General features: G+C 67.7%; 17 protein-coding genes. 1 reads left to right on the top strand and 16 read right to left on the bottom strand.

The window, feature by feature from the left end:
- Nucleotides 1-5: 5 nt before the first annotated feature.
- From QTI51_RS05800 to QTI51_RS05785, 4 genes are all read right to left on the bottom strand, one after another.
- Nucleotides 6-464, bottom strand: coding sequence for a response regulator (locus QTI51_RS05800; protein ID WP_116908693.1), 459 nt, complete (start codon nt 462-464; stop codon nt 6-8).
- Nucleotides 457-2,757 carry an ATP-binding protein gene (locus QTI51_RS05795; RefSeq protein ID WP_116909085.1) on the bottom strand — a complete coding sequence of 767 codons (2,301 nt, stop codon included), beginning with the start codon at nt 2,755-2,757 and terminating at the stop codon, nt 457-459. Before QTI51_RS05795 ends, QTI51_RS05800 begins: the two co-directional genes overlap by 8 nt.
- 132 nt (nt 2,758-2,889) lie before the next feature.
- Nucleotides 2,890-3,555 (bottom strand): biliverdin-producing heme oxygenase, encoded by a 666-nt coding sequence (locus QTI51_RS05790; RefSeq protein WP_116908692.1) that lies wholly within the window; start codon nt 3,553-3,555, stop codon nt 2,890-2,892.
- Nucleotides 3,552-3,977, bottom strand: coding sequence for a response regulator (locus tag QTI51_RS05785; RefSeq protein WP_116908691.1), 426 nt, complete (start codon nt 3,975-3,977; stop codon nt 3,552-3,554). The genes QTI51_RS05790 and QTI51_RS05785 overlap by 4 nt, the downstream gene beginning before the upstream one ends.
- A gap of 180 nt (nt 3,978-4,157) precedes the next feature.
- On the opposite strand from QTI51_RS05785, the gene QTI51_RS05780 reads away from it, so the two are divergent.
- Nucleotides 4,158-4,919, top strand: coding sequence for a transporter substrate-binding domain-containing protein (locus QTI51_RS05780; protein ID WP_116908690.1), 762 nt, complete (start codon nt 4,158-4,160; stop codon nt 4,917-4,919).
- Between the two features lie 40 nt (nt 4,920-4,959).
- On the opposite strand, the gene QTI51_RS05775 is transcribed toward QTI51_RS05780, so the two are convergent.
- The 12 genes from QTI51_RS05775 to QTI51_RS05720 all read right to left on the bottom strand — a co-directional run bounded on the left by QTI51_RS05775 (nt 4,960) and on the right by QTI51_RS05720 (nt 18,236).
- Nucleotides 4,960-5,544, bottom strand: a complete 585-nt coding sequence (locus QTI51_RS05775) for a helix-turn-helix domain-containing protein (protein ID WP_165840296.1) — start codon at nt 5,542-5,544, stop codon at nt 4,960-4,962.
- Nucleotides 5,545-5,737: 193 nt separating this feature from the next.
- Nucleotides 5,738-6,142, bottom strand: coding sequence for a cupin domain-containing protein (locus tag QTI51_RS05770; protein ID WP_116908688.1), 405 nt, complete (start codon nt 6,140-6,142; stop codon nt 5,738-5,740).
- 89 nt (nt 6,143-6,231) lie between these two features.
- Entirely contained in the window at nt 6,232-6,852 is a 621-nt protein-coding gene (locus QTI51_RS05765) for a DJ-1/PfpI family protein (RefSeq protein WP_116908687.1), read from the bottom strand.
- 63 nt (nt 6,853-6,915) lie between these two features.
- On the bottom strand, nt 6,916-7,242 hold the full coding sequence (locus tag QTI51_RS05760) for a ferredoxin family protein (RefSeq protein ID WP_116908686.1): 327 nt from the start codon (nt 7,240-7,242) through the stop codon (nt 6,916-6,918).
- 22 nt (nt 7,243-7,264) lie between these two features.
- Nucleotides 7,265-8,599 carry an MFS transporter gene (locus QTI51_RS05755; protein ID WP_116908685.1) on the bottom strand — a complete coding sequence of 445 codons (1,335 nt, stop codon included), beginning with the start codon at nt 8,597-8,599 and terminating at the stop codon, nt 7,265-7,267.
- A 345-nt stretch (nt 8,600-8,944) separates the two neighbouring features.
- A complete protein-coding gene (locus tag QTI51_RS05750; protein WP_286512441.1) occupies nt 8,945-9,358 on the bottom strand; it encodes a hypothetical protein in 414 nt (137 codons plus the stop codon).
- A gap of 40 nt (nt 9,359-9,398) precedes the next feature.
- A complete protein-coding gene (locus QTI51_RS05745; RefSeq protein WP_116908684.1) occupies nt 9,399-11,669 on the bottom strand; it encodes a M1 family metallopeptidase in 2,271 nt (756 codons plus the stop codon).
- 666 nt (nt 11,670-12,335) lie between these two features.
- Nucleotides 12,336-13,670 (bottom strand): MFS transporter, encoded by a 1,335-nt coding sequence (locus QTI51_RS05740; RefSeq protein WP_116908683.1) that lies wholly within the window; start codon nt 13,668-13,670, stop codon nt 12,336-12,338.
- Between the two features lie 39 nt (nt 13,671-13,709).
- Entirely contained in the window at nt 13,710-14,816 is a 1,107-nt protein-coding gene (locus tag QTI51_RS05735) for a porin (RefSeq protein ID WP_116908682.1), read from the bottom strand.
- Nucleotides 14,817-14,909: 93 nt separating this feature from the next.
- Nucleotides 14,910-16,079, bottom strand: coding sequence for an alpha/beta hydrolase family protein (locus tag QTI51_RS05730; protein WP_286512445.1), 1,170 nt, complete (start codon nt 16,077-16,079; stop codon nt 14,910-14,912).
- 45 nt (nt 16,080-16,124) lie between these two features.
- Nucleotides 16,125-17,228, bottom strand: coding sequence for a porin (locus QTI51_RS05725; protein WP_116908680.1), 1,104 nt, complete (start codon nt 17,226-17,228; stop codon nt 16,125-16,127).
- 39 nt (nt 17,229-17,267) lie between these two features.
- Nucleotides 17,268-18,236 carry a PDR/VanB family oxidoreductase gene (locus tag QTI51_RS05720; protein WP_116908679.1) on the bottom strand — a complete coding sequence of 323 codons (969 nt, stop codon included), beginning with the start codon at nt 18,234-18,236 and terminating at the stop codon, nt 17,268-17,270.
- Nucleotides 18,237-18,253 lie beyond the last annotated feature (17 nt).

Below are 18,253 nucleotides of genomic sequence, written 5' to 3'. Positions count from 1 at the left end.
CCTGGCTACTCATGCTTGCGCGCTGCCTTCAACGAGCCTGGCGGCGGCTCGTTCAGCACCGCCCAGAACACACCGAGCTCGGCGATGGCCGAGACGAAACGGTCGAAAGCCACCGGTTTCACCACGTAGGCGTTCACGCCCAGCTCGTAGCTCTGCAGCACGTCCGACTCTTCCTGCGACGACGTGAGCATCACCACCGGAATGCTGCGCAGCGACGCGTTGCGACGCACTTCTTCCAGCACCTCCAGGCCCGTGACCTTGGGCAGCTTCAGGTCGAGCAGGATCACCGCCGGGTTGCCCTCGTCGCGGTCGGCGTGCTCGCCCTGGCGCAGCAGGTACTCGAGCGCCTGCGCGCCGTCGCGCAGCACCACCACATCGTTGGCGAGCTGGCTGCGTTCCAGCGCGATCAGGGTGAGTTCGAGGTCGCGCTTGTCGTCTTCGACGAGCAGGATCGGCTTAAGCATGTCCTTCTCCGTTCGCGGCCGGCGATTGCGCCGATGCCGTCTTTTCAATGGTTTCCTGGGGAACGAGTGGCAGCACGAAGCCGAAGCTCGCACCGACGTTCACCTCCCCCTGGGCCTGGACCGTGCCGCCATGGCGCTCCACGATCCGCTTCACACTGGCCAGGCCGATGCCCGTGCCTTCGAAATCTTCGGCCTGGTGCAGGCGCTGGAACACGCCGAACAGCTTGTCGACGTACTTCATCTGGAAGCCCACGCCGTTGTCCTGCACCTCCAGCCCCTCGCCCAGCTCGTTGCGCACCGCGCGCACCGCGATGCGCGCCGGGCTGCGCGTGCGCGAGTACTTGACCGCGTTCGCCAGCAGGTTGCGCACCGCCACCTGCAGCAGCAGCGGGTCGGCGTAAAGCGTGGGCAGGTCGGGCTCCACCTGCCACTCGATGTTGCGCTGCGGCTCCAGCCGCCGCAGCTCGCGCACCAGCCCTTCGACCAGCGAGGCCGTGTCGACCGGGCGCTGCTTGAGCGCGGAGCGGCCCATGCGCGAGAAGTCGAGCAGCGCATCGACCATCTGCCCCGCGAACGCGGCCGCGTCCTTCACGTGCGCCAGGTAGCGATGCGCCCGCTCGCTGAGCTGCTTGCCTTCGGTCTGCGCCACCAGGTCCACGTAGCCCGCGATGTGGCGCATGGGCGCGCGCAGGTCGTGCGACACCGTGTACGAAAACGCCTCCAGTTCCTTGTTGACGCGGCCCAGCTCGGTGGCCACCGCGGCCAGTTCCTCGGCCCGGCGCAGCACCACGCCGATGAGCGCCTGGCGCAGCTCGCCGGCCGCGCCGGTCTCGGCCGGCGTCCACGCGCGCGAATGCCCGCGGATGTTCTCGACCCAGCTCTGGAAGCTCAGCCGCGGGTGAATGCGGCCGCCCTCGCCGCCCATGGGCTTGTGCGGGTCGCCCGCCCAGCGCACGGTGCGCACGATTTCCGGGCGGAACCAGAGGATGAGGTGGCGGTGCACCTGCGAAATGGAAATGGCCAGCACGCCCGCCGCGCGGTCGTGAAAGGCCTGGGCCGGCGCAAAGTGCGTGGCGAGCGCGTCGCTTTCGTACACGTCCACGCCCAGCCCCGCGATCCAGCCGGCCAGCTCCTGCACCTGCGCGCGCTCGGGCACGTCGCCCACCGACCAGACCTCGTCGTCGAGCACCACGGCGGCACCGGTGGCGCGCATCACGCGCAGCATCAACGAGGCCTCGGAGACCAGGTGCTGCAGCGTGGCGTCGCTCTCGGCCAGGTGCGACACGATCTGCAGCGTGAGCTGGCGCAGCGCCAACCGCTCGGCCACCTCGCCGTTGGTTTCCTTCGACTGGATCTGCAGCGACAGCAGCTGGCCCAGGTGCTCGCAGGCCAGCCGCGTGCCGGTGTCGAGAAAGCGCGGCGCATGGTCGTGGCACGACACCAGCCCCCAGAGCCGGCCGTCGACCACGATCGACACCGACATGGACGCCAGCGTGCCCATGTTGCGCATGTACTCGAGGTGAATGGGCGACACGCTGCGCAGCTGCGCCTGCGACAGGTCGATGTCGGCCGCGGTGAGCGACGCGTCGTTCGCGCGCAGCCGCACCGGCCGGTAGTTGGCGTCGGCAATCAGGCGGAAGTGATTCACCAGGTACAGCGCGCGCGCCTGCTGCGGAATGTCGGCCGCCGGAAAGTGGTGGCCGACGTAGCTGTCGTAGCCCGGCTCGGCCTCCTCGGCCAGCACCTCGCCGTGGCCCTCGGGATCGAAGCGGTAGACCAGGCAGCGGCCGAAGCCGGTGAGCCGCTTCATCTCGCGCGCGGCCAGGGCGGCGAGCTCGGGCACGGTGTCCGCGCCCTGCAGTTGAGGCAGGAAGATGCGGCCCAGCGAATAGATCGGTGCCTCGTTGCCGCCCGTGGGCGAGGCAGGCTCGAACTCGACGATCAGGTGCCGATCGCTGCGGTGCACGGCGGCGTCGAACACCTCGCCGATTTCACCGCGCGCGCCCAGCCTGATGGCGCCCAGCGACACCGGGGAACCGCCCGCGTGGCTCGCCTGCACAGCCGGCAAGCTGGCCAGCGACAGGCCGTGCAGCGCGTCTTGCGCAGAGGCGAGCTGGGCGTCGGGCCAGTTCTCGCTCCACGCGACCAGCGCGAGCGAATCGGGCTGCAGCACCAGCAGGCGGCCGTGCGGCTGGATCGAGCCGGGCACGCGAATGGGCTCCACGTCGCAGGAGGAAAGCTCGACCTGCAAGGGCGCGATGGCGCGGGAGTCGGCGGTGATCGTTGTGGGCATGGACACGGTCAATGGGCGGGGTCAAACGGCGCGGTCAGTGGTCGCGGGTGCAGCGCGCTCGGGTTCTTCTGCAAGCAGGTCGAACGATCATGCCCGCGGCCTCGCGGGCACCTCGTCGGCGCTTTCCTACAGTCATGCAGGCTGGCGCCCCGCCAGGCCGAAGCGCGGCAGCAGCGCCTCGAAACCCGCCACCGCGCCGCGCTGCGCCGCGGCCACCGCGGCGGGGTCGCGCAGCACCGCGGCCAGCTGGACCACGAACTCTTTCCATTGCGCGGCCAGGCCCTCGGGCGCATCGATCGGCTGGAAGTAGCGCATCGGGTGCGGCGCCAGCCGCGGGCCCAGGCGCTTGAACATCGACGCGCCACCCAGCTGCGAGCCTTCGAGCACGTAGGCCAGGCCCCAGGCGAAGGCGGGGTCGCGGGCCTTGCCGGCCCAGGGATCGGTGCCTGCGTCGGGGCCCTGGCGGGTGCCAGGCGTTGCGGCCGGTGGCGCTGCGCCCGCGTCTTCCAGGTCGAGCGCGAGCGCCGCCAGGCGGCGTTCGGTGCGATGGGCCACGCGGCCCAGGCCCGCATCGCCCGAGGCGGCCAGCGCGTGGCGCACCGATTCGAGCCAGGGGCGCAGCGCGCGCAGGTGGGCGGCGTAGTCGGCCAGGGAAGCGTCTTCGCGGGCGATGGGCAACTGGCTGTCGAGTGCTTCGTGCAGCGCGTGGGTGGCGGTGCGCAGGGGGCGCAGCACCTCGGCGACGGAAGGAGCCGAAGGGGCGGAGGGCACGGAGGGGCTGGCAGGCGTGGTGCTCATGGTTCCACCGCCTCCAGGGGTTCGCCGCCGCGCGACCTGCCTTCGCGCCCTTCGGCTTCGAGGCCGGCGCACAGCGCGAAAAAGCCGTCGAGGTCGGCGGCCTTGTCGAACACCGCGTCCGCGCCCAGCTCGCGCGCCCAGTCGGCAATCTCGCCGGTGGCGTAGTTGGTCAGCACCACCACGCGCTGGCCGGGGCGGCACTTGCCGCAGCGCTTGACGATGCCCAGGCCCGAGCCTTCCTGCAGGAACAGGTCGACCACCAGCAGGTCCCAGGCGCCGGGGTTGGCGTCGAGCCAGGCGACCGCTTCCGCCTCGGTGATGGCGGTGCCGATCAGGTGAACGTCGACCTCGTCCTCCATGGCGGCGATCAGGTGGTGGCGGATGTGAGGGTTGTCTTCGACGAGAAAAGTGGAAAGCGGCACGGCAGAAGGCGGGTTCTTTTTGCGGATGCAGCGAGCCTACGCGAAGCCGGCGCACGGCCGGTGAGCGTGCTTCCCTACATGCGGTAGGAAATGAGGAAGGAAATACGCAGCGCATCGGGGGCCCCCGTAAACTGGCGCGCCCTCCCCTTTGTCACCTTGCCAGCGCCCTGCGCCAACGCCATGACACAGCCCTCTTCGCCTTCTTCGACTCCGGTTTCCCCCGCCCTCGTCTCAGCCTTCGCTCCCGGCGGCACCCTGCGCGCCTCCATCAACCTGGGCAACCCCATCCTGGCCAACAAGGACGCCGCGACCGGCGAGCCCGTGGGCGTGTCGATCGACCTGGCCCGCGAGTTCGCGCGGCGCCTGGGCGTGGGCGTGGAACTGGTGGTGTTCGAAAAAGCCGCCGCCTCGGTCGACGCGGTGAAGAACGAGCAGGCCGACATCGGTTTCTTCGCCATCGACCCGGCACGCAGCGAGGGGCTGCGCTTCACTGCGCCCTACGTGCTCATCGAGGGCAGCTACCTGGTTCCCGAGGCGTCCGCGCTCACGGACAACGCCCAGGTCGACGCGCAGGGCCACCGCATCTCGGTCGGCGCCGGCAGCGCCTACGACCTGTTCCTGACGCGCGAGATCAAGTCCGCCGACATCGTGCGGCTGCAAGGCGCCGGGCCCGCGCTCGCGGCCCTGCGTTCGGGCGAGGTCGAAGTGGCCGCCGGCATCCGCCAGATGCTGGAAGGCGAAGCGCGCCGCGCCCCCGGCGTGCGCGTGCTGCCGGGGCGTTTCATGGTCATCCAGCAGGCCATGGGCACGCCGGCCAGCCGGGGCGCCGAGGCGCAGGCGCTGCTCGCGGCCTTTGTCGAGGAGATGAAGGCCAGCGGCTTCGTCGCGGATGCGCTGAAGCGCCACCGCATCGAGGGCGCGGGCGTGGCGCCGGCGGCCTGAGCCGGTAACGCGGGCCCTGCGTCGTCAGGCTTTCAAGCCGTCAGGCCAGATGCCCGTCGTACCCGGCCGGCGAATAGATCACCACCAGCGCCGTCGCCGGCCCCGACAGCGCATGCCCGCGGTGCGGAATCCGCGAATCGAAATGCAGCGTGTCGCCAGGCTCGAGGATGAACTTGTCCACCCCCACCTGCCACTCCACGCGCCCGGTCAGCACGTGCATCATTTCTTCGCCCTCGTGCTCGAAGAACACGAACTTGTCGACCTTGTCCGGAAAGGTGAACAGAAAGGGCTGCAGCGCGCGGCCGGTGGTGGCGTCGGTGAGCGACAGGTAGTCGTAGCCGAAGGCGCTGCCGCCCATGACGGTCGGGCGCTTGTCGGCACGCTTGACGAGGCTCGCGCCGCGCCACGACTGCTGGGCCCTCTGGGCCTGGCTGGCCGTCGCGTTGTCCGACAGCAAACTCGCGGCCTCGATGCCCAGCACGCTCGCGATTCGCGCCAGCGAGCCGATGGGCGGCACCTTCTTGCCGTTCTCGATGCGTGACAGGTAGGCCTTGCCGAAACCGGCCTGCTCGGCCAGCGCCGCAAGCGTCAGGCCCGCCTCGAGCCGGCGTTGCTTGAGGCGCACGCCCAGCTCGACATGGGCCGGTACCTCGGCGGGGGCAGCGGGTTGCGCTGCGCGTCTTGTCTTTCTTGCGGGTTTCTTTGTGGCGACCATGTGCCGTCATTTTACGGACCATGTTTCCCCCGCTTGAGCTCGTCATGGCGCGAGTTGCCTGCGCCTTGCGCCGCGGCACAGACAAGCCGCAGCGCCGCGCCGCTCAGTGCTTGCCGGCCTCGAAGCCCGCCGCGTTGAAGAAGATGTTGGGCTTGCGGTAGATCGCCAGGATGGTGCAGCCCTCGTCCGAGCGCGTCTCGTGCAGCGAGCCCGGCTGGCGCCACACGAACTGGCCGGCGCGGCAGATGCCGTCGTGGTCGGAGAACGAGCCTTCGAGCACCCAGCTCTGCTCGATCTCGGGGTGCTTGTGAAACGGCAGCACCGCGCCGGGCTCCCACTTCAGCAGCACCGTCATCTCGCCGATGTCGTCGTTGCGGTAGAGCACCTTCATCTGGATCTTGGGAAACTGCGAGGGTTGCCACTCCAGCTTGTCAGGGTCGATGTAGACGGAGCCGCCGACGGTGGCTTGCAGCTTGCCGGAGAGGCGTTCCTTGAAAACGGTGGACATGTGTGAGCTCCTGGTTTCTGTTGGGATGTTGAGGGCCGGGGTTGAAAGATTCTAGACATTAGTTGCCCATTGGACAACTCAAGCACTGTTCATGAAAGAGCGGCCGTGGACGCGAAGCGCCGGCTGTTGGCGGCGCGCGCCGCGCCGTACTCCATGATTCGCGCCACCTCGTCCACGGCCTGCTTGCCGAAGCGCTTCTCCAGCAGGTACAGCACGGCATCGATGCACAGGGTCACGCCGCCGCCCGTCACCACGCGGCCGTTGTCGACGAGCAGCGCGGTCTCGCTGCGAATGGCCGGGTAACGCTGGCGCAGTTCGTCGAGCGGCGACGGCTCGGGCGGCACCACCTCGAACTTGGTGGTGGCGCGCAGCCCGTCGAGCACGCCGGCTTCCGCGAGGACCATCGCGCCCGTGCACACGGAACACACCAGCGCATTGGCCGCCACGCGCCGCACGAACGCCAGCACGCGCGCATCGTTCGCGGCCGCGCGCCAGCCCGGGCCACCGGGCACCAGCAGCACGTCGACCTTCGAGACTTCGTCGAAGCTCTTGCTCGGCAGCACCTCGAGTCCGTTGGCGAGCAACACCGGCGCCCTGTCGAAAGACACCGTCTCGTAAGACAGCCCGGGAATCACGCGCCGGGCCATCGACATCACGCCGATAGCGGCCAGGTCCACGGGCTCGATGCCCTCGTAAAGCAGAAAAGTCATGTGCACGTCGGTGTTCCTTCCTTGTCGATGCAGGTGGGGGTTCGCAGGCTCGGGCCCGGTGGTTCAGGCCTGGAAAATCAGGCGGTCGCGCTTGGCCTTGTCGAAGGCGTGCGCGTCCGCATCGGGCAACGGCTGCGTGCCGGTGGCAAGCGGCCACTCGGTCGCGAGCCGCGCATTGAGTTCGCGCCACGCGCGCTGGTCTTGCGGCAGGTCGGCCGCGGCGACGATGGCGTTCACCGGGCACACCATTTCGCAGAGGCCGCAGTTGGCGCAGGCACGCGGATCGATGACCACGAAATTCGGCCCTTCATGGAAGGCGTTCTGCGGGCACACCGACACGCACTCGCCGTAGCGGCAAGCGATGCACGATTCGGTGACGACGAAGGTCATGCGTGCTCCCGTGGTGCGTGGGTCAGAGCTCGCTCACGGACCGGTCGCGGGTCTCGTGCGCGAAGAAGGCCGCCACCAGCGTGACGAGCGCCACGCCGATCAGCATGACCGACACGCCCGCCGTGCCGCCCAGCTTGCTCACCAGCACGGTCGCGAGGATAGGCGCCAGCCCGCCCCCGATGGCCGCGGACACCTGGAAGCCGAACGACGCGCCGGTGTAGCGCACCCGCGCACCGAAGAGCTCGGGAAAGTAGGTGGCCTCGGGGCCGAACATGAGGCCGTGGCCGAAGCTCAGCGCCACGGCGGTCGCCGCGATGATGACCCACGGATCGCGCGTGTCCATCAGCCAGAACAGCGGGAACGCGAAGGCGATGGTGAAGAGCGTGCCCGCGAAGTAGAAAGGGCGCCGCCCGATGACGTCCGAGAGCCAGCCGAACAGTGGAATGGTCACCACCTCGATGGCCGCGGCCACCATGATCGCGTTGAGCATCATGCCCTTGGGCAACCCGAGGTTCTTGGTGGCGTAGACCACCATGAACACCGTGAGCATGTAGACCCACGACACCTCGCAGATCTTGAGCCCCACCGCGACAAGGAAGTTCTTCGGGTCGCGGAACACGGCTTCGGCGAACGGGTTCTTCGCGATCTCCTTCTTGGCCTTCATCTCCAGGAACACCGGCGACTCCGACACCCGCGTGCGAATGAAGGTGCCCACCGCTACCAGCACGATGCTCAGCAGGAAGGGCACGCGCCAGCCCCACGCAAGAAAGTCTTCCTCGGGCAACCTGGAGACCAGCGAATACACGCCCGCCGACAGGATGAGCCCGATGGGGAAGCCCACCTGCACCAGGCTGCCGCACAGCCCGCGCCGGTGCTTGGGCGCGTGCTCCAGCACCATCAGCGCGGCGCCGCCCCACTCGCCTCCGAGCCCGATGCCCTGGATGATGCGCAGCGCGACCAGCAGCACCGGCGCCCAGATGCCGATCTGCTGGTACGTGGGCAGCAGGCCGATGGCGAAGGTGCCGAAGCCCATGATGACCAGCGTGAGCAGCAGCATCGACTTGCGGCCCAGCCGGTCGCCGAAGTAGCCGAAGACCGCGCCGCCGAAGGGCCGCGCGAAGAAGCCCACGGCCGCGCTGCCCAATGCGGCGAGCGTGCCCATCAATGGGTCGTCCACGGGGAAGAAGAGCTTGTTGAACACCAGCGCGGCCGCGGTGCCGTAGATCAGGAAGTCGTACCACTCGATGATGGTGCCGACCGAACTTGCGAACACGACACGGCCGACCTCGGAGCTGTCGGCCGCGGGTGCGGCCGGCGGCGCCATCTGCGCGAGCGCGGGACTGACGGGGTGATTCATGGTTTCTCTCCAGTAAGGGAGCACAGCGGGGTGTTGCCGGGATGGTAGTTTTGTTTCCTATTGGGAAACTTATCGCTTACCCTGATGACGCCGGGTGCACCACCCTGCTGCAGCCGGCGGCTCCCAAAGCGTACCAAACACCGGGTGTTGCCCAGTTGTGGTGAATAAGTTTCCCAATGGACTACTCCATTGCAAGCCGCATGCCAGCAACCGGACACGCTGGCGCCGACGTCGCCGCGACGCCGGCCCTTGTCGGAAGAGATGTGGAAGAGGTGAAAAAAGAAACGCGCCCCGCGGCTTGCAGCCGCGGGGCGCGCACAGGAACCCGTCAGCGCTTGCCGCGCGTCAGAGCTTGAAGGCTTCCACCGGCCCCTGCGAATAGACCAGGAAGTAGCCCGTTTCGGTCTTGAAGCTGTTCTTCCGCCAGCCCGGCGCCACCTTGAAGATGGCCAGCTGGTCGCTGGACACGCCGACGAAGGCGGTCTCGGCGCTGTCGGTGGTGATCCTGCGCCAGCGCTTGCGCGTGACCGGCAGCAGTTGCATCCTGGGCTCGCTCCACTCGGGCGTGCGCACCTTGTCGCGCATCACATAGCGATCGCCCTGCCGCTCGATCTTCACGAGCTCCTTGAGCGTGCCGCCCTGCTTCACGGCGTACACGCCGACCAGTTGCGCCTCCGGCTCTCCGGGCGCGCCGCAACCGGCCATGGATGCGGCGGCGACCGCAACCGCCACTGCCAGCCATCTGAATGAAGTGTTCATGGGTGAATCCTCTGGTTCGTCGATGGAGGGGCCTTGGCTTTCAGCGCTTCTCGTTGTCACGCAGCTTCAGGCTGCCCTGGAAGCGCAGCGCGTGCGGGTACTCCTCCGTCTGCGCGCCGGCATCCACCGCCACGCGCTGCTGCTCGCTGGCCTGGGTCTTCGCCAGCAGCGGCGCCGGCAGGTTCACAACGCCCTTGATCTGGTCGTACTGCGCCTGCGTGATGCGGCCCACCGCCAGCAGCCGCGAGGCGTCGCGCTCGATGTTCAGCAGCAGCGGCTTGTTGGCCGCCAGGCTCTGCGCCTTGGCCAGCAGCGCGCTCCACGAGGGCGCGCTGTAGTTGCTCACGTAGTAGTCCTGCCCGGTCGGCCCGGCCAGCACCGCGGTGCAGCCCGGCAGCTCCAGCTGCGTGGTGTTGGTGTTCATCACGAAGGTCTTGCGCTGCTCCATCGCGTCGCCGTAGGCCAGCGTCACGGGAATGGCCCAGGTCGAGGCCGGGAACTGGTTCTGGTTGGGAAAGGCCTCCTGCGCGATGTTCACGAAGGTGCGGTCGCCCGCGCACTGCGCGTCCACCGTGAGCAGCGGAATGCCGGTCTGGCGGATGAAGCTGTCGCCGATCTCGCTCACCTTCTTGCCGCCGCTGGCCTTCTCCAGCGAGGTCCACAGCCGCGTGGGCGTCACGTTGCCGAAGGCGTAGTCCTTCAGGTAGATCTGCAGGCCCTTCTGCATCGCCTCTTCGCCGATGTAGTTCTGGATGGTCTCCAGCACATGGCTGCCCTTGTTGTAGACAAAGATCGACGGGCTGATGAAGCCGAAGGAGCCCGCGTCGTTCAGGTTGCGCTGCACCGGCACCGCCGTGCTGCGCAGGTCGGCCGTGATCACGCTGTGCTTGTCGAGCACGAAGTCGGAAAAGCTGTAGTACTCGGGGTGGAACTTGATGGTGGTGCGCCTTTCGAACCAGCGCGCGAACGACTCGTTGAGCCACACGTTGTCCCACCAGTCGAGCGTGACCAGGTCGCCGAACCACTGGTGCGCGATTTCGTGCGTGACCACCGTCACCGAGTACAGCGTGGGCTTGTCGCCCGGCTTGGTGAGCACCGCGTCGGCAAACTCGAAGATCGCGCCCCAGTTCTCCATGCCGCCGAAGCCGGTGTTGGGCTTGTTGTCGTAGCTGTCGTTGGCGGCGATGGTGTCGAACTTCTTGATCGGCAGCGGGATGCCCGTGTACTTGTAGTAGTAGTCCATGGCCACCTTGGTCCACTCCATCGGAAAGGTGGCCCAGGTGGAGCGGCCCGGCGGCGTGAACCAGCGCAGCGGAATGTCGCTGCCGTCCAGCGGGTTCTTGAAGTTGTCGGGCAGCACGTCGAACTTGCCGCCGCCGAAGAAGGTAAGGTACATGGGCATCACCGGCGTCTTCTCGAACGACACCTGCTGGTAGCCGTCGGGCAGCTTCACCGCCGACAGCTGCGCGCCGTTGGACACCGTTTTCCAGTCGCCCGGCACCTCGGCCGAGATCTCGAAGGTGTGGCGAAACGCCGGCTCGTCCCAGCCCGGGAACCACTGGCGCGCGTAGTTGGTTTCGCCCTGCGTCACGATGGCGTCGCTGCTCACGCCTTCGGGCGTGGAGAGCCCCACCTTGAAGATGCCGGTGGCGGCCGAGCAGAACGGGTTGCGCGCCACTTCGGCGGGCGGGCAGTATTCCGCGTCGGAGAACTGGATCTTGCCGTCCCACTCCATGTGCAGCAGGTACTTGCCCTTGGCGATCTGGCCGTCGTTCAGCCGCAGCTGCACGAAGTCGCCCAGCGTCTGCGGCGTGGGAATGAGCGCGATCGCCTCGCCGGGGTTCGACACCTTGCGCAGCGTGGTGCGGCCCTTGGCGAAGTTCAGGTTGTGCGCGGCCACCACGATGGCGTCGACCGGCTTGAGCACTTCAATTTCGACGTCGCCGCGGCCGGTGAAGGTCTTCAGCGCGGCGTCGGGGCGGAACCACAGCTTGTAGTTGCTGGGCCAGACGGTGTCGGGCAGCTCGATGGGCTTGGCCGAACGGTCCACAGCAGCCACTGCGGCGTCCGCCACATTGGCCACGGCGGGCACGCCGTCATCCGGCGACTTCCTGGTGCTGTCGGACGAGGGCGCCGTGGCCACCGCATCGGACGGTGCCGAAAGGCCCACGCCCGTGCCGCCGAGCGACGCGCCACCGCCGCTGTCTCCACCGCCGCCGCATGCCGTCAGCACGGCAAGGGCCACCGCGGTGATGGCAACATGGTGGAAGACTGCATGCTTGAAGCCAACAGGTGCACTGAGTTTTTTCATGATCGCCTCTAGGTACTCTGGGTAAGAAGAAACATGCGCCGCCCCGCATGCACCAGCGGATAGCCGGCGATGCGCAAGGCGCGCGGTGATGAAATGAACAGCTGAAAAATGCGGGCGACAGGGCGCCCTCCCGGCGAACACGAGGTTCGTCAGGACAACGCGGTCGCAGCCGGTTTCACCGCCTTGAAACAGGCGGTCCCAGGATGCGCGGGGCGAGCCGCTCCATGCCCGTCGACATGCGGGGTCCGAAGAAAAAGCGGTGGCGTGGGGGTGCGGAGCGCTGCGCGGGCTCAGTGCCCGTGAAGCGGTTCGGTGCGTCGCAACCGTGCGGCTGCGGCACCTTCGGAACGTGCGATGACGGTGATGTTCATCGCGACCATGGCAAGACTTTCTGCGGCTCTTCTCGTTGGTTTCACGCGCATTCCCTCGTCCATTGAAGTGCGCCAGTTTTAGCTGAACGAACAAGTCGGCTCAATGAATCGCGGAACTTTTCTCTCTCCAAATGTTCGCGCGGCGTAGCCCGAATGGCGTCATGGCACGCGATGCATGCCCGGCGGTATGAAGATGGTTCTAGCGCCGAAACACCTGCTCACGCAGATGACGGAAACCGGTGGTGCGCGCTGTGACCGCGCGGCCACAGTACGAAGGTACAAGCCTTCGAAATGGCTATGAAAGCTGTGAACCTGAGACTGCTTCGACACTGCGCGCGCGGTCGCGCCACCACAGCAGCAAGCCGCACGCGAACACCACCACCTGCGTGCCGATGAGCAGCGCGAAGCCCGCGAAGAAGCCCGAAGCGGAGGCCGCCGAAGACACAGCCGAACCGGCCGACGCCGATGCGGCCGACCCGTGCGACACCGCTGAGATCACCCCGCCCATCAACACCGGCATGAAGCCCGCCACCAGGCTGCCCGCGCCGTTGGTCACGCCGAAGGCGCTGGCCGTGTGCTCGGGGCGCGAGCAGTACTGCACCGTGCTCGGAATGGCCGGGCTCTGCAGCCCCCAGAAGAAGTTGGCCGCCACCAGGCAGCATGCGGCGGCATACGGGTCGCGCGCGTTGATGGCCATCAGCACCGACAGCGCCACGCCCGCGCTCGCGCCCATGAAGATGAAGGGCACGCGCTCGCGGCCCACCTTGTCGATGAGCACGCCGCCCACGAACACCGCGAGCACGGTGGCGTACTGCGGCAGCGAGGCCAGCCAGCCCATCTCGCGCAGCGAGAAGCCGCGCGCCTCGCGCAGGTAGGTCGGCAGCCAGTTGCTGCTGCCCCACAGGTAGGCCAGCGCGGCCGAGGTCAGCAGCGTGATGAGGAACAGGTGCCGCGTGTGCAGCGCGCCGCGCACGATGCCGCCCACGCGCGCCATCGCCTCGCCGAACGACGACGGCTTCGCGCCGTCGGCATGCGCGGGCGGCATGCGCACGAAGGCCAGCACCAGCGGAATTCCCAGCGCGATGTTCATCACGCCGAGCACGTGGAACGAGGTGTCCCACGCGAACTGCGTGAGCAGGTAGCCCACCAGCGGATACCCCACCGCCAGCCCCAGCCCCGTGCCCATGTTCACGAAGGCGTTGGGCTTGCCGTTCTCGTCGCTGCGAAAGTGCGCCTTGATGTACGCCGAGGCCAGCGAAAACAACGGCCCCTCCGACACGCCCAGCAGGATGCGCGAGGCCAGCAGCAGCCCGTAGCTGTGGAACAGCGGCGAGGCCCAGGTCACCACGCCCCACAGCACCAGCCCGTACACCAGGCTGCGCCGCACCCCGAACAGCGCCGAGCAGAACGGCGTGAGCACGAAGGCCGACACGCCGTAGCCCAGCATGAACGCCGTCGCCAGGAAGCCCTGGCGCACGCGGTCGCCCGCGGCGATGCCGACGTGGTCGAGAAAGGCCTTGTCGGTGATGAGCACCGCGATGTTGATGCGGTCCACATAGGAGATCGCGACGATCACGAACAGCGTGATCACGCCGTACCAACGAAGGTTCTTGCTGTTGCTGCTCTGCATGGTCTTTGCTGCCGGTGTGGGGGGGTGCGCGCGCGGCGCCTAGAACATGTGGCGCATGCCGAACTCGGCACCGCTGGAGGCGCGGTTCGGCGCGGTGATGGCGCCCGAGAGCGCCGCGGTCGCCCCGTTGCTGTTGCTGATGCGCGCGAGGGTGGCGTACACCGCCGTGCGCTTCGACAGGTTGTGCACGTAGCCGATGGCCAGCTTCGACGACGTGGGCTTCAGCAGCGCGCCCGCCGGCTCCAGCCGGTAGCGAGCGTACGACGCCTTGATCTCGCCCGGCCCGATGGGCAGCTGCAGGCCGATGAGCGCGCCCTTCGCGTCGGTGCTGCCTTTCGACTCCTTGTACAGCTCGCTCGTGAGCTTGAGGTTCATCAGCGAGGGGCCGAAGGTGTAGGCCGCGCCCAGGTTGGTCACGCGCAGGTCGCCGCTCGCGTAGCGCGTGCGGCCGGTCGCCAGCGCGATGTTGATGCCGCCGCTCTGGTAGCCCAGGCGCGCGCCGGTGTGGTCGCCGTCGTGCCGGTTCGACACCAGGGTGTTCGGCAGCACCGAGCTGGCGTCGTTCTCGCCCATGGCGTACATCACCTGCCCGTAGAAGCCGCCGAGGCTGGCCGGCAGCAGGTAGCCCACGCTGTTCGATGCGCGCGTGCCGGTCGGTGCCACCAGGCCGCCCAGGCCCGAGAAGTACAGCTGGTTGGCGCCGATGCCGCTGCCCGTGCCGAAGGGGTCGAAGATGGCCGTGTTCCAGAAGGCCGGCACGTAGTCGCGCCCCAGCCGCAACTCGCCGAACTCGCCCGCCAGGCTCACGGTGGAGCGGCGGTTGAAGCTCAACACGCCGGCCGTGCCGTTGCCGCTGGCCTGGTTGTTGGAGTTCGACGGAAAGCCCTGCGCGCTGTCGTTCTGCAGGCCCATCTCCAGCCAGAAGTTGGCCGAGTAGCCGCCGCCCAGGTCTTCGGTGCCGCGAAAGCCCAGGCGGCTGAACATGTTGCCGCTGTTGCTCAGCTGCGTCTTGTGCGCCGAGCCGTTGCCGCTGCCCTGCGTGTAGGTGACGGCGGCGTCGACCACGCCGAAGAGCGTGAGGGAAGATTGGGCCAGCGCTCCGCCAGCCGCGCTGGCCGAAGCCAGCGCGAGTACGAGTTTTTTCATTGGATCTTCAGGGTGGTGTCGTCGGTCGCGTGGGGCTCAGGTGCCTGGTTCGGGCCACGAAAACTGAAACGGGGTTCGTGTGGCCTCGCAGCGTCATGCGCAGTCGTTCTTCAGCGGGCGCCTCGTGAGCGCCGAGTCCGCGAAATCGAACGCGTCGTTCTGCGACGCAGCAATGACGGACCTGTGGTTGTTGCCGGGGTATTGCTTGAACCGCACGGTCGCACCGCGTGCGCAAAGGCTTCGAACCATCTGCGCCGTGGTTTCTGACGTAACGGTCGTCTCGTCGTTCTCGGCCTGCACGATCGAAACCGGAACCCGCATGGTCAGCGCGGAGGCATCCTGTTCGTCGAGTAATTTCGCGTACATGTCGTAGTCGGCACCGGCATTCAGGTAGCGGCCGGGCGGCAGCGGCGGCAACGAAAAGAGTTGTGGGACGCAGCCGGAGCGAAGCACGTCGAGATGCGGCTGCAGTTGCGGCGAAACCAGCTTCTGGAGGTCGATGGCCGGGTTCAAGGCCTTCGCGTTGAGCGCGGTCAACGCGACGAAGGGCAAGCCCGACGTGGCCACCGGTTCGCCCTTCATGACACCGCTCATGAACTTGGGAACACCCGGGCCGGTCGGCGCGATGGCGATGGCCCCCCTGAGCGGGTAGCGGCCTTCGGTGCGCTCGGGCAAGCCCGCCACCCACAGCACGGCACCGCCACCCTTGCTGTGGCCCACGGCGATCCAGTCATTGCTCAGGCGGGCATCCACCGAATGGGCCGCAGTCACGGCGTCGATCAGGTTCTGGGCGTTGCTTCGGCCGTGCAGGTCAGGCAAGGGACCGAATGCACCCCACCCTGCGTAGTCGGTGCGCACCACGGCATAGCCACGCTTCACCCATTCGTTCAGCGATGCGTCCCTGGCGCTGTTGGCGCTGGTCGACGGCGCGCACTGCGGCGCGAGGCCCGTCGAGCCGCTCGCCCACGCGATCACCGGGTAGCCCTCGGCGGGCGGCGGCGTTCGCGGAATGGCGACCTGCCCCGCCACGATGGCGTTGGAGCCATCGAACGACGACGACACGTACGAGATGACCAGGTTGCGCGATGCATCGGGCAACCGGTTCACACGGTCCGGCGCGACGGTGATCAGGCGGCCGGGCTTGGGCAGGGCATCTTGCGAAACAGACGTACCGGGGGCTGCGCACCCGATCAGCACCAACGGAGCGCCGATCAGCACCGCAAGGCGCTTGATCAGCGGATGGACACAAGACATCGATCTCATTTTTTTCTCCCTTGAAAGGACATGAATGCGTGCGCTGGCAAGCTTCTAGAACACATGGCGCATGCCGCACTCGGCGCCGGTGGAAGCCTGATTTCGCGCGGTGACAGCGCCCATAAGGGCCTGAGAAGCGCCATCGCTGTTGCTGACGCGTGCCACGGTCGCATACAGCGCGGTGCGCTTCGACAGGTTGTGCACGTAGCCCAAGGCCAGCTTCGACGATGCGGGCTTCAGCGCCGCATGTCCGGGATCGAGCCGGTAGCGGGAGTACGCGCCTTTGATTTCGCCAGCGCCGATGGGCAGATGAAAGCCGACCAACATTCCCTTGCCCTCGGCCACGCCCTTCGAATCGGCGTGGAGTTGACCCACGAGCTTCAGGTTCATCAGCGAGGGGCCGAAGAGGTATGCGGCACCGGCATTGGTCACGCGAAGCGTGCCGTTCGCATAGCGTGTGGTGCCAGAGGCCACCGCGACATTGACGCTGCCGTTGGCGTAGCCCAGACGCCAGCCGGTGTGGTTGCCGTCGCGCCTGCTGGACGCGCCGGTGCCCGGCAGCTCGGAGGTCGAGTCGTTCTCGCCCATGGCGTGCATCACCTGCCCGTAGAAGCCGCCCAGGTCGGGCGGAAGAAAGTAGCCGACGCTGTTCGAAATGCGCGACGGTATGGGCGACATCACGCCGCCGAGGGACGAAAAGAAGATCTGGTTCGCGCCAATGCCGCCGACACCGAAAGGCTCGAAGCCGCCCGTGTTCATGAACGTCGGAAGAACGTCGCGCCCCAGGCGCACTTCGCCGAAGCGGCCGGCCAGGCCCACCGTCGAACGTCTGTTGAAGCTCATGACGCCGGGTGCGCCCTTGCCGCTGGCCTGGTTGTTGGTGTTCGAATGAATCCCGGTGCCGGTGTCGACATCCAGGCCGGCTTCGAGCCAGAAGTTCGCCGACAGTCCGCCGCCCAGGTCTTCAACGCCCCTGAAGCCCAGGCGGCTGGGCGCGTTGCCGCTGCTGGCAAGTTGCGTCTTGCGGGTCGCGCCGTTGCCGCTCCCCCGCGTGTGCGTGACGGCCAGGTCGACCCCGCCGAAGACCGTGACCGATGACTGGGCCGGCGCTTCGCCGGCCATGCCGGCTGACGCCAGCATGAGCAAGTACTTTCTCATTGACACTCCCTGGTGGTTTTTTTAGTTGGCCCGCAGGCCTCAGATGTCCAGCACCAGCCGCTCGCCCTTGCAGCGAGACACGCAGATCATCATGGTCTTGTTCGATGCACGTTCGATCTTGGTGAGGATGCCGTCGTGGTGCTCGACCTCCCCTTCGAGCACCGCTGTTTCACAGGCGCCGCACACGCCTTCCTTGCAGCTGTGGTCGGGGTTGAGCCCGGCGTCGATCAGGCTGTCGAGAATCGACTTGCCCGCCGGCACCTCGACGCTCTTGCCGCTCTTCGCGCACTCGACCACGCAGCCTTGCGTGGCGCTCGGCGCTTCGACCTGCACGGCAGCGAAGCGCTCGATGTGGGCGTTGGCGTAGCCCAGCTGCTCGCAGCTCTTCTCGAAGGCATCGAGCATCGGCGTGGGGCCGCAGCAGTAGTAATGGCTGTCGGCGCCCTTGCCGGCCAGCAGCGCGGCAAGTTGCGGCGGCGCGCCGCGCTCGTCGTCGAAGTGCCAGGTGAGCTGCACCTGCCTGTCTTTGGCCAGCGCCTCGATGGCTTCGCAGAAGGCCGCCTCCTTGCGGGTGCGCGCGCAGTACACCAGCTCCACCGGCCGGCCGATGGCCACCAGCCGCTGCAGCATGCTCCAGATGGGCGTCACGCCGATGCCGCCGGACACCAGCACCGAGCGCTCGGCGCCCTCCTGCAACCTGAAGTTGTTGCGCGGCGCGGAGATGGGCAGCGTCATGCCCACGCGCAGCTGCTGGTGCACGTAGCGCGAGCCGCCGCGGCTCTTGCGGTCGTTCAGCACGCCCACCACGTAGCGCTGGCGGTCGCTCGCGGGGTTGCACAGCGAGTAGCTGCGCACCAGGCCGTTGGGCAGGTGCAGGTCGATGTGGGAACCGGCCTCGAAGGCGGGAAAGTCCACGGCCGGCGTGGCCGGCCGAAACTCGACGCTCACGATGCCGTCGGCCTCGTAGCGCATGGTGTGCACGAGGGCGTTGAGCGTGGGGGAAGACATGGCTGCGCTCGCTCCCC

Origin of the sequence: Variovorax sp. J22G73 (assembly GCF_030317035.1) — a bacterium.
Classification (GTDB): Bacteria; Pseudomonadota; Gammaproteobacteria; order Burkholderiales; family Burkholderiaceae_C; genus Variovorax.
The sequence above is the reverse complement of the archived record's forward strand: the minus strand, read 5'-3'. Positions and strand labels throughout refer to the sequence as shown.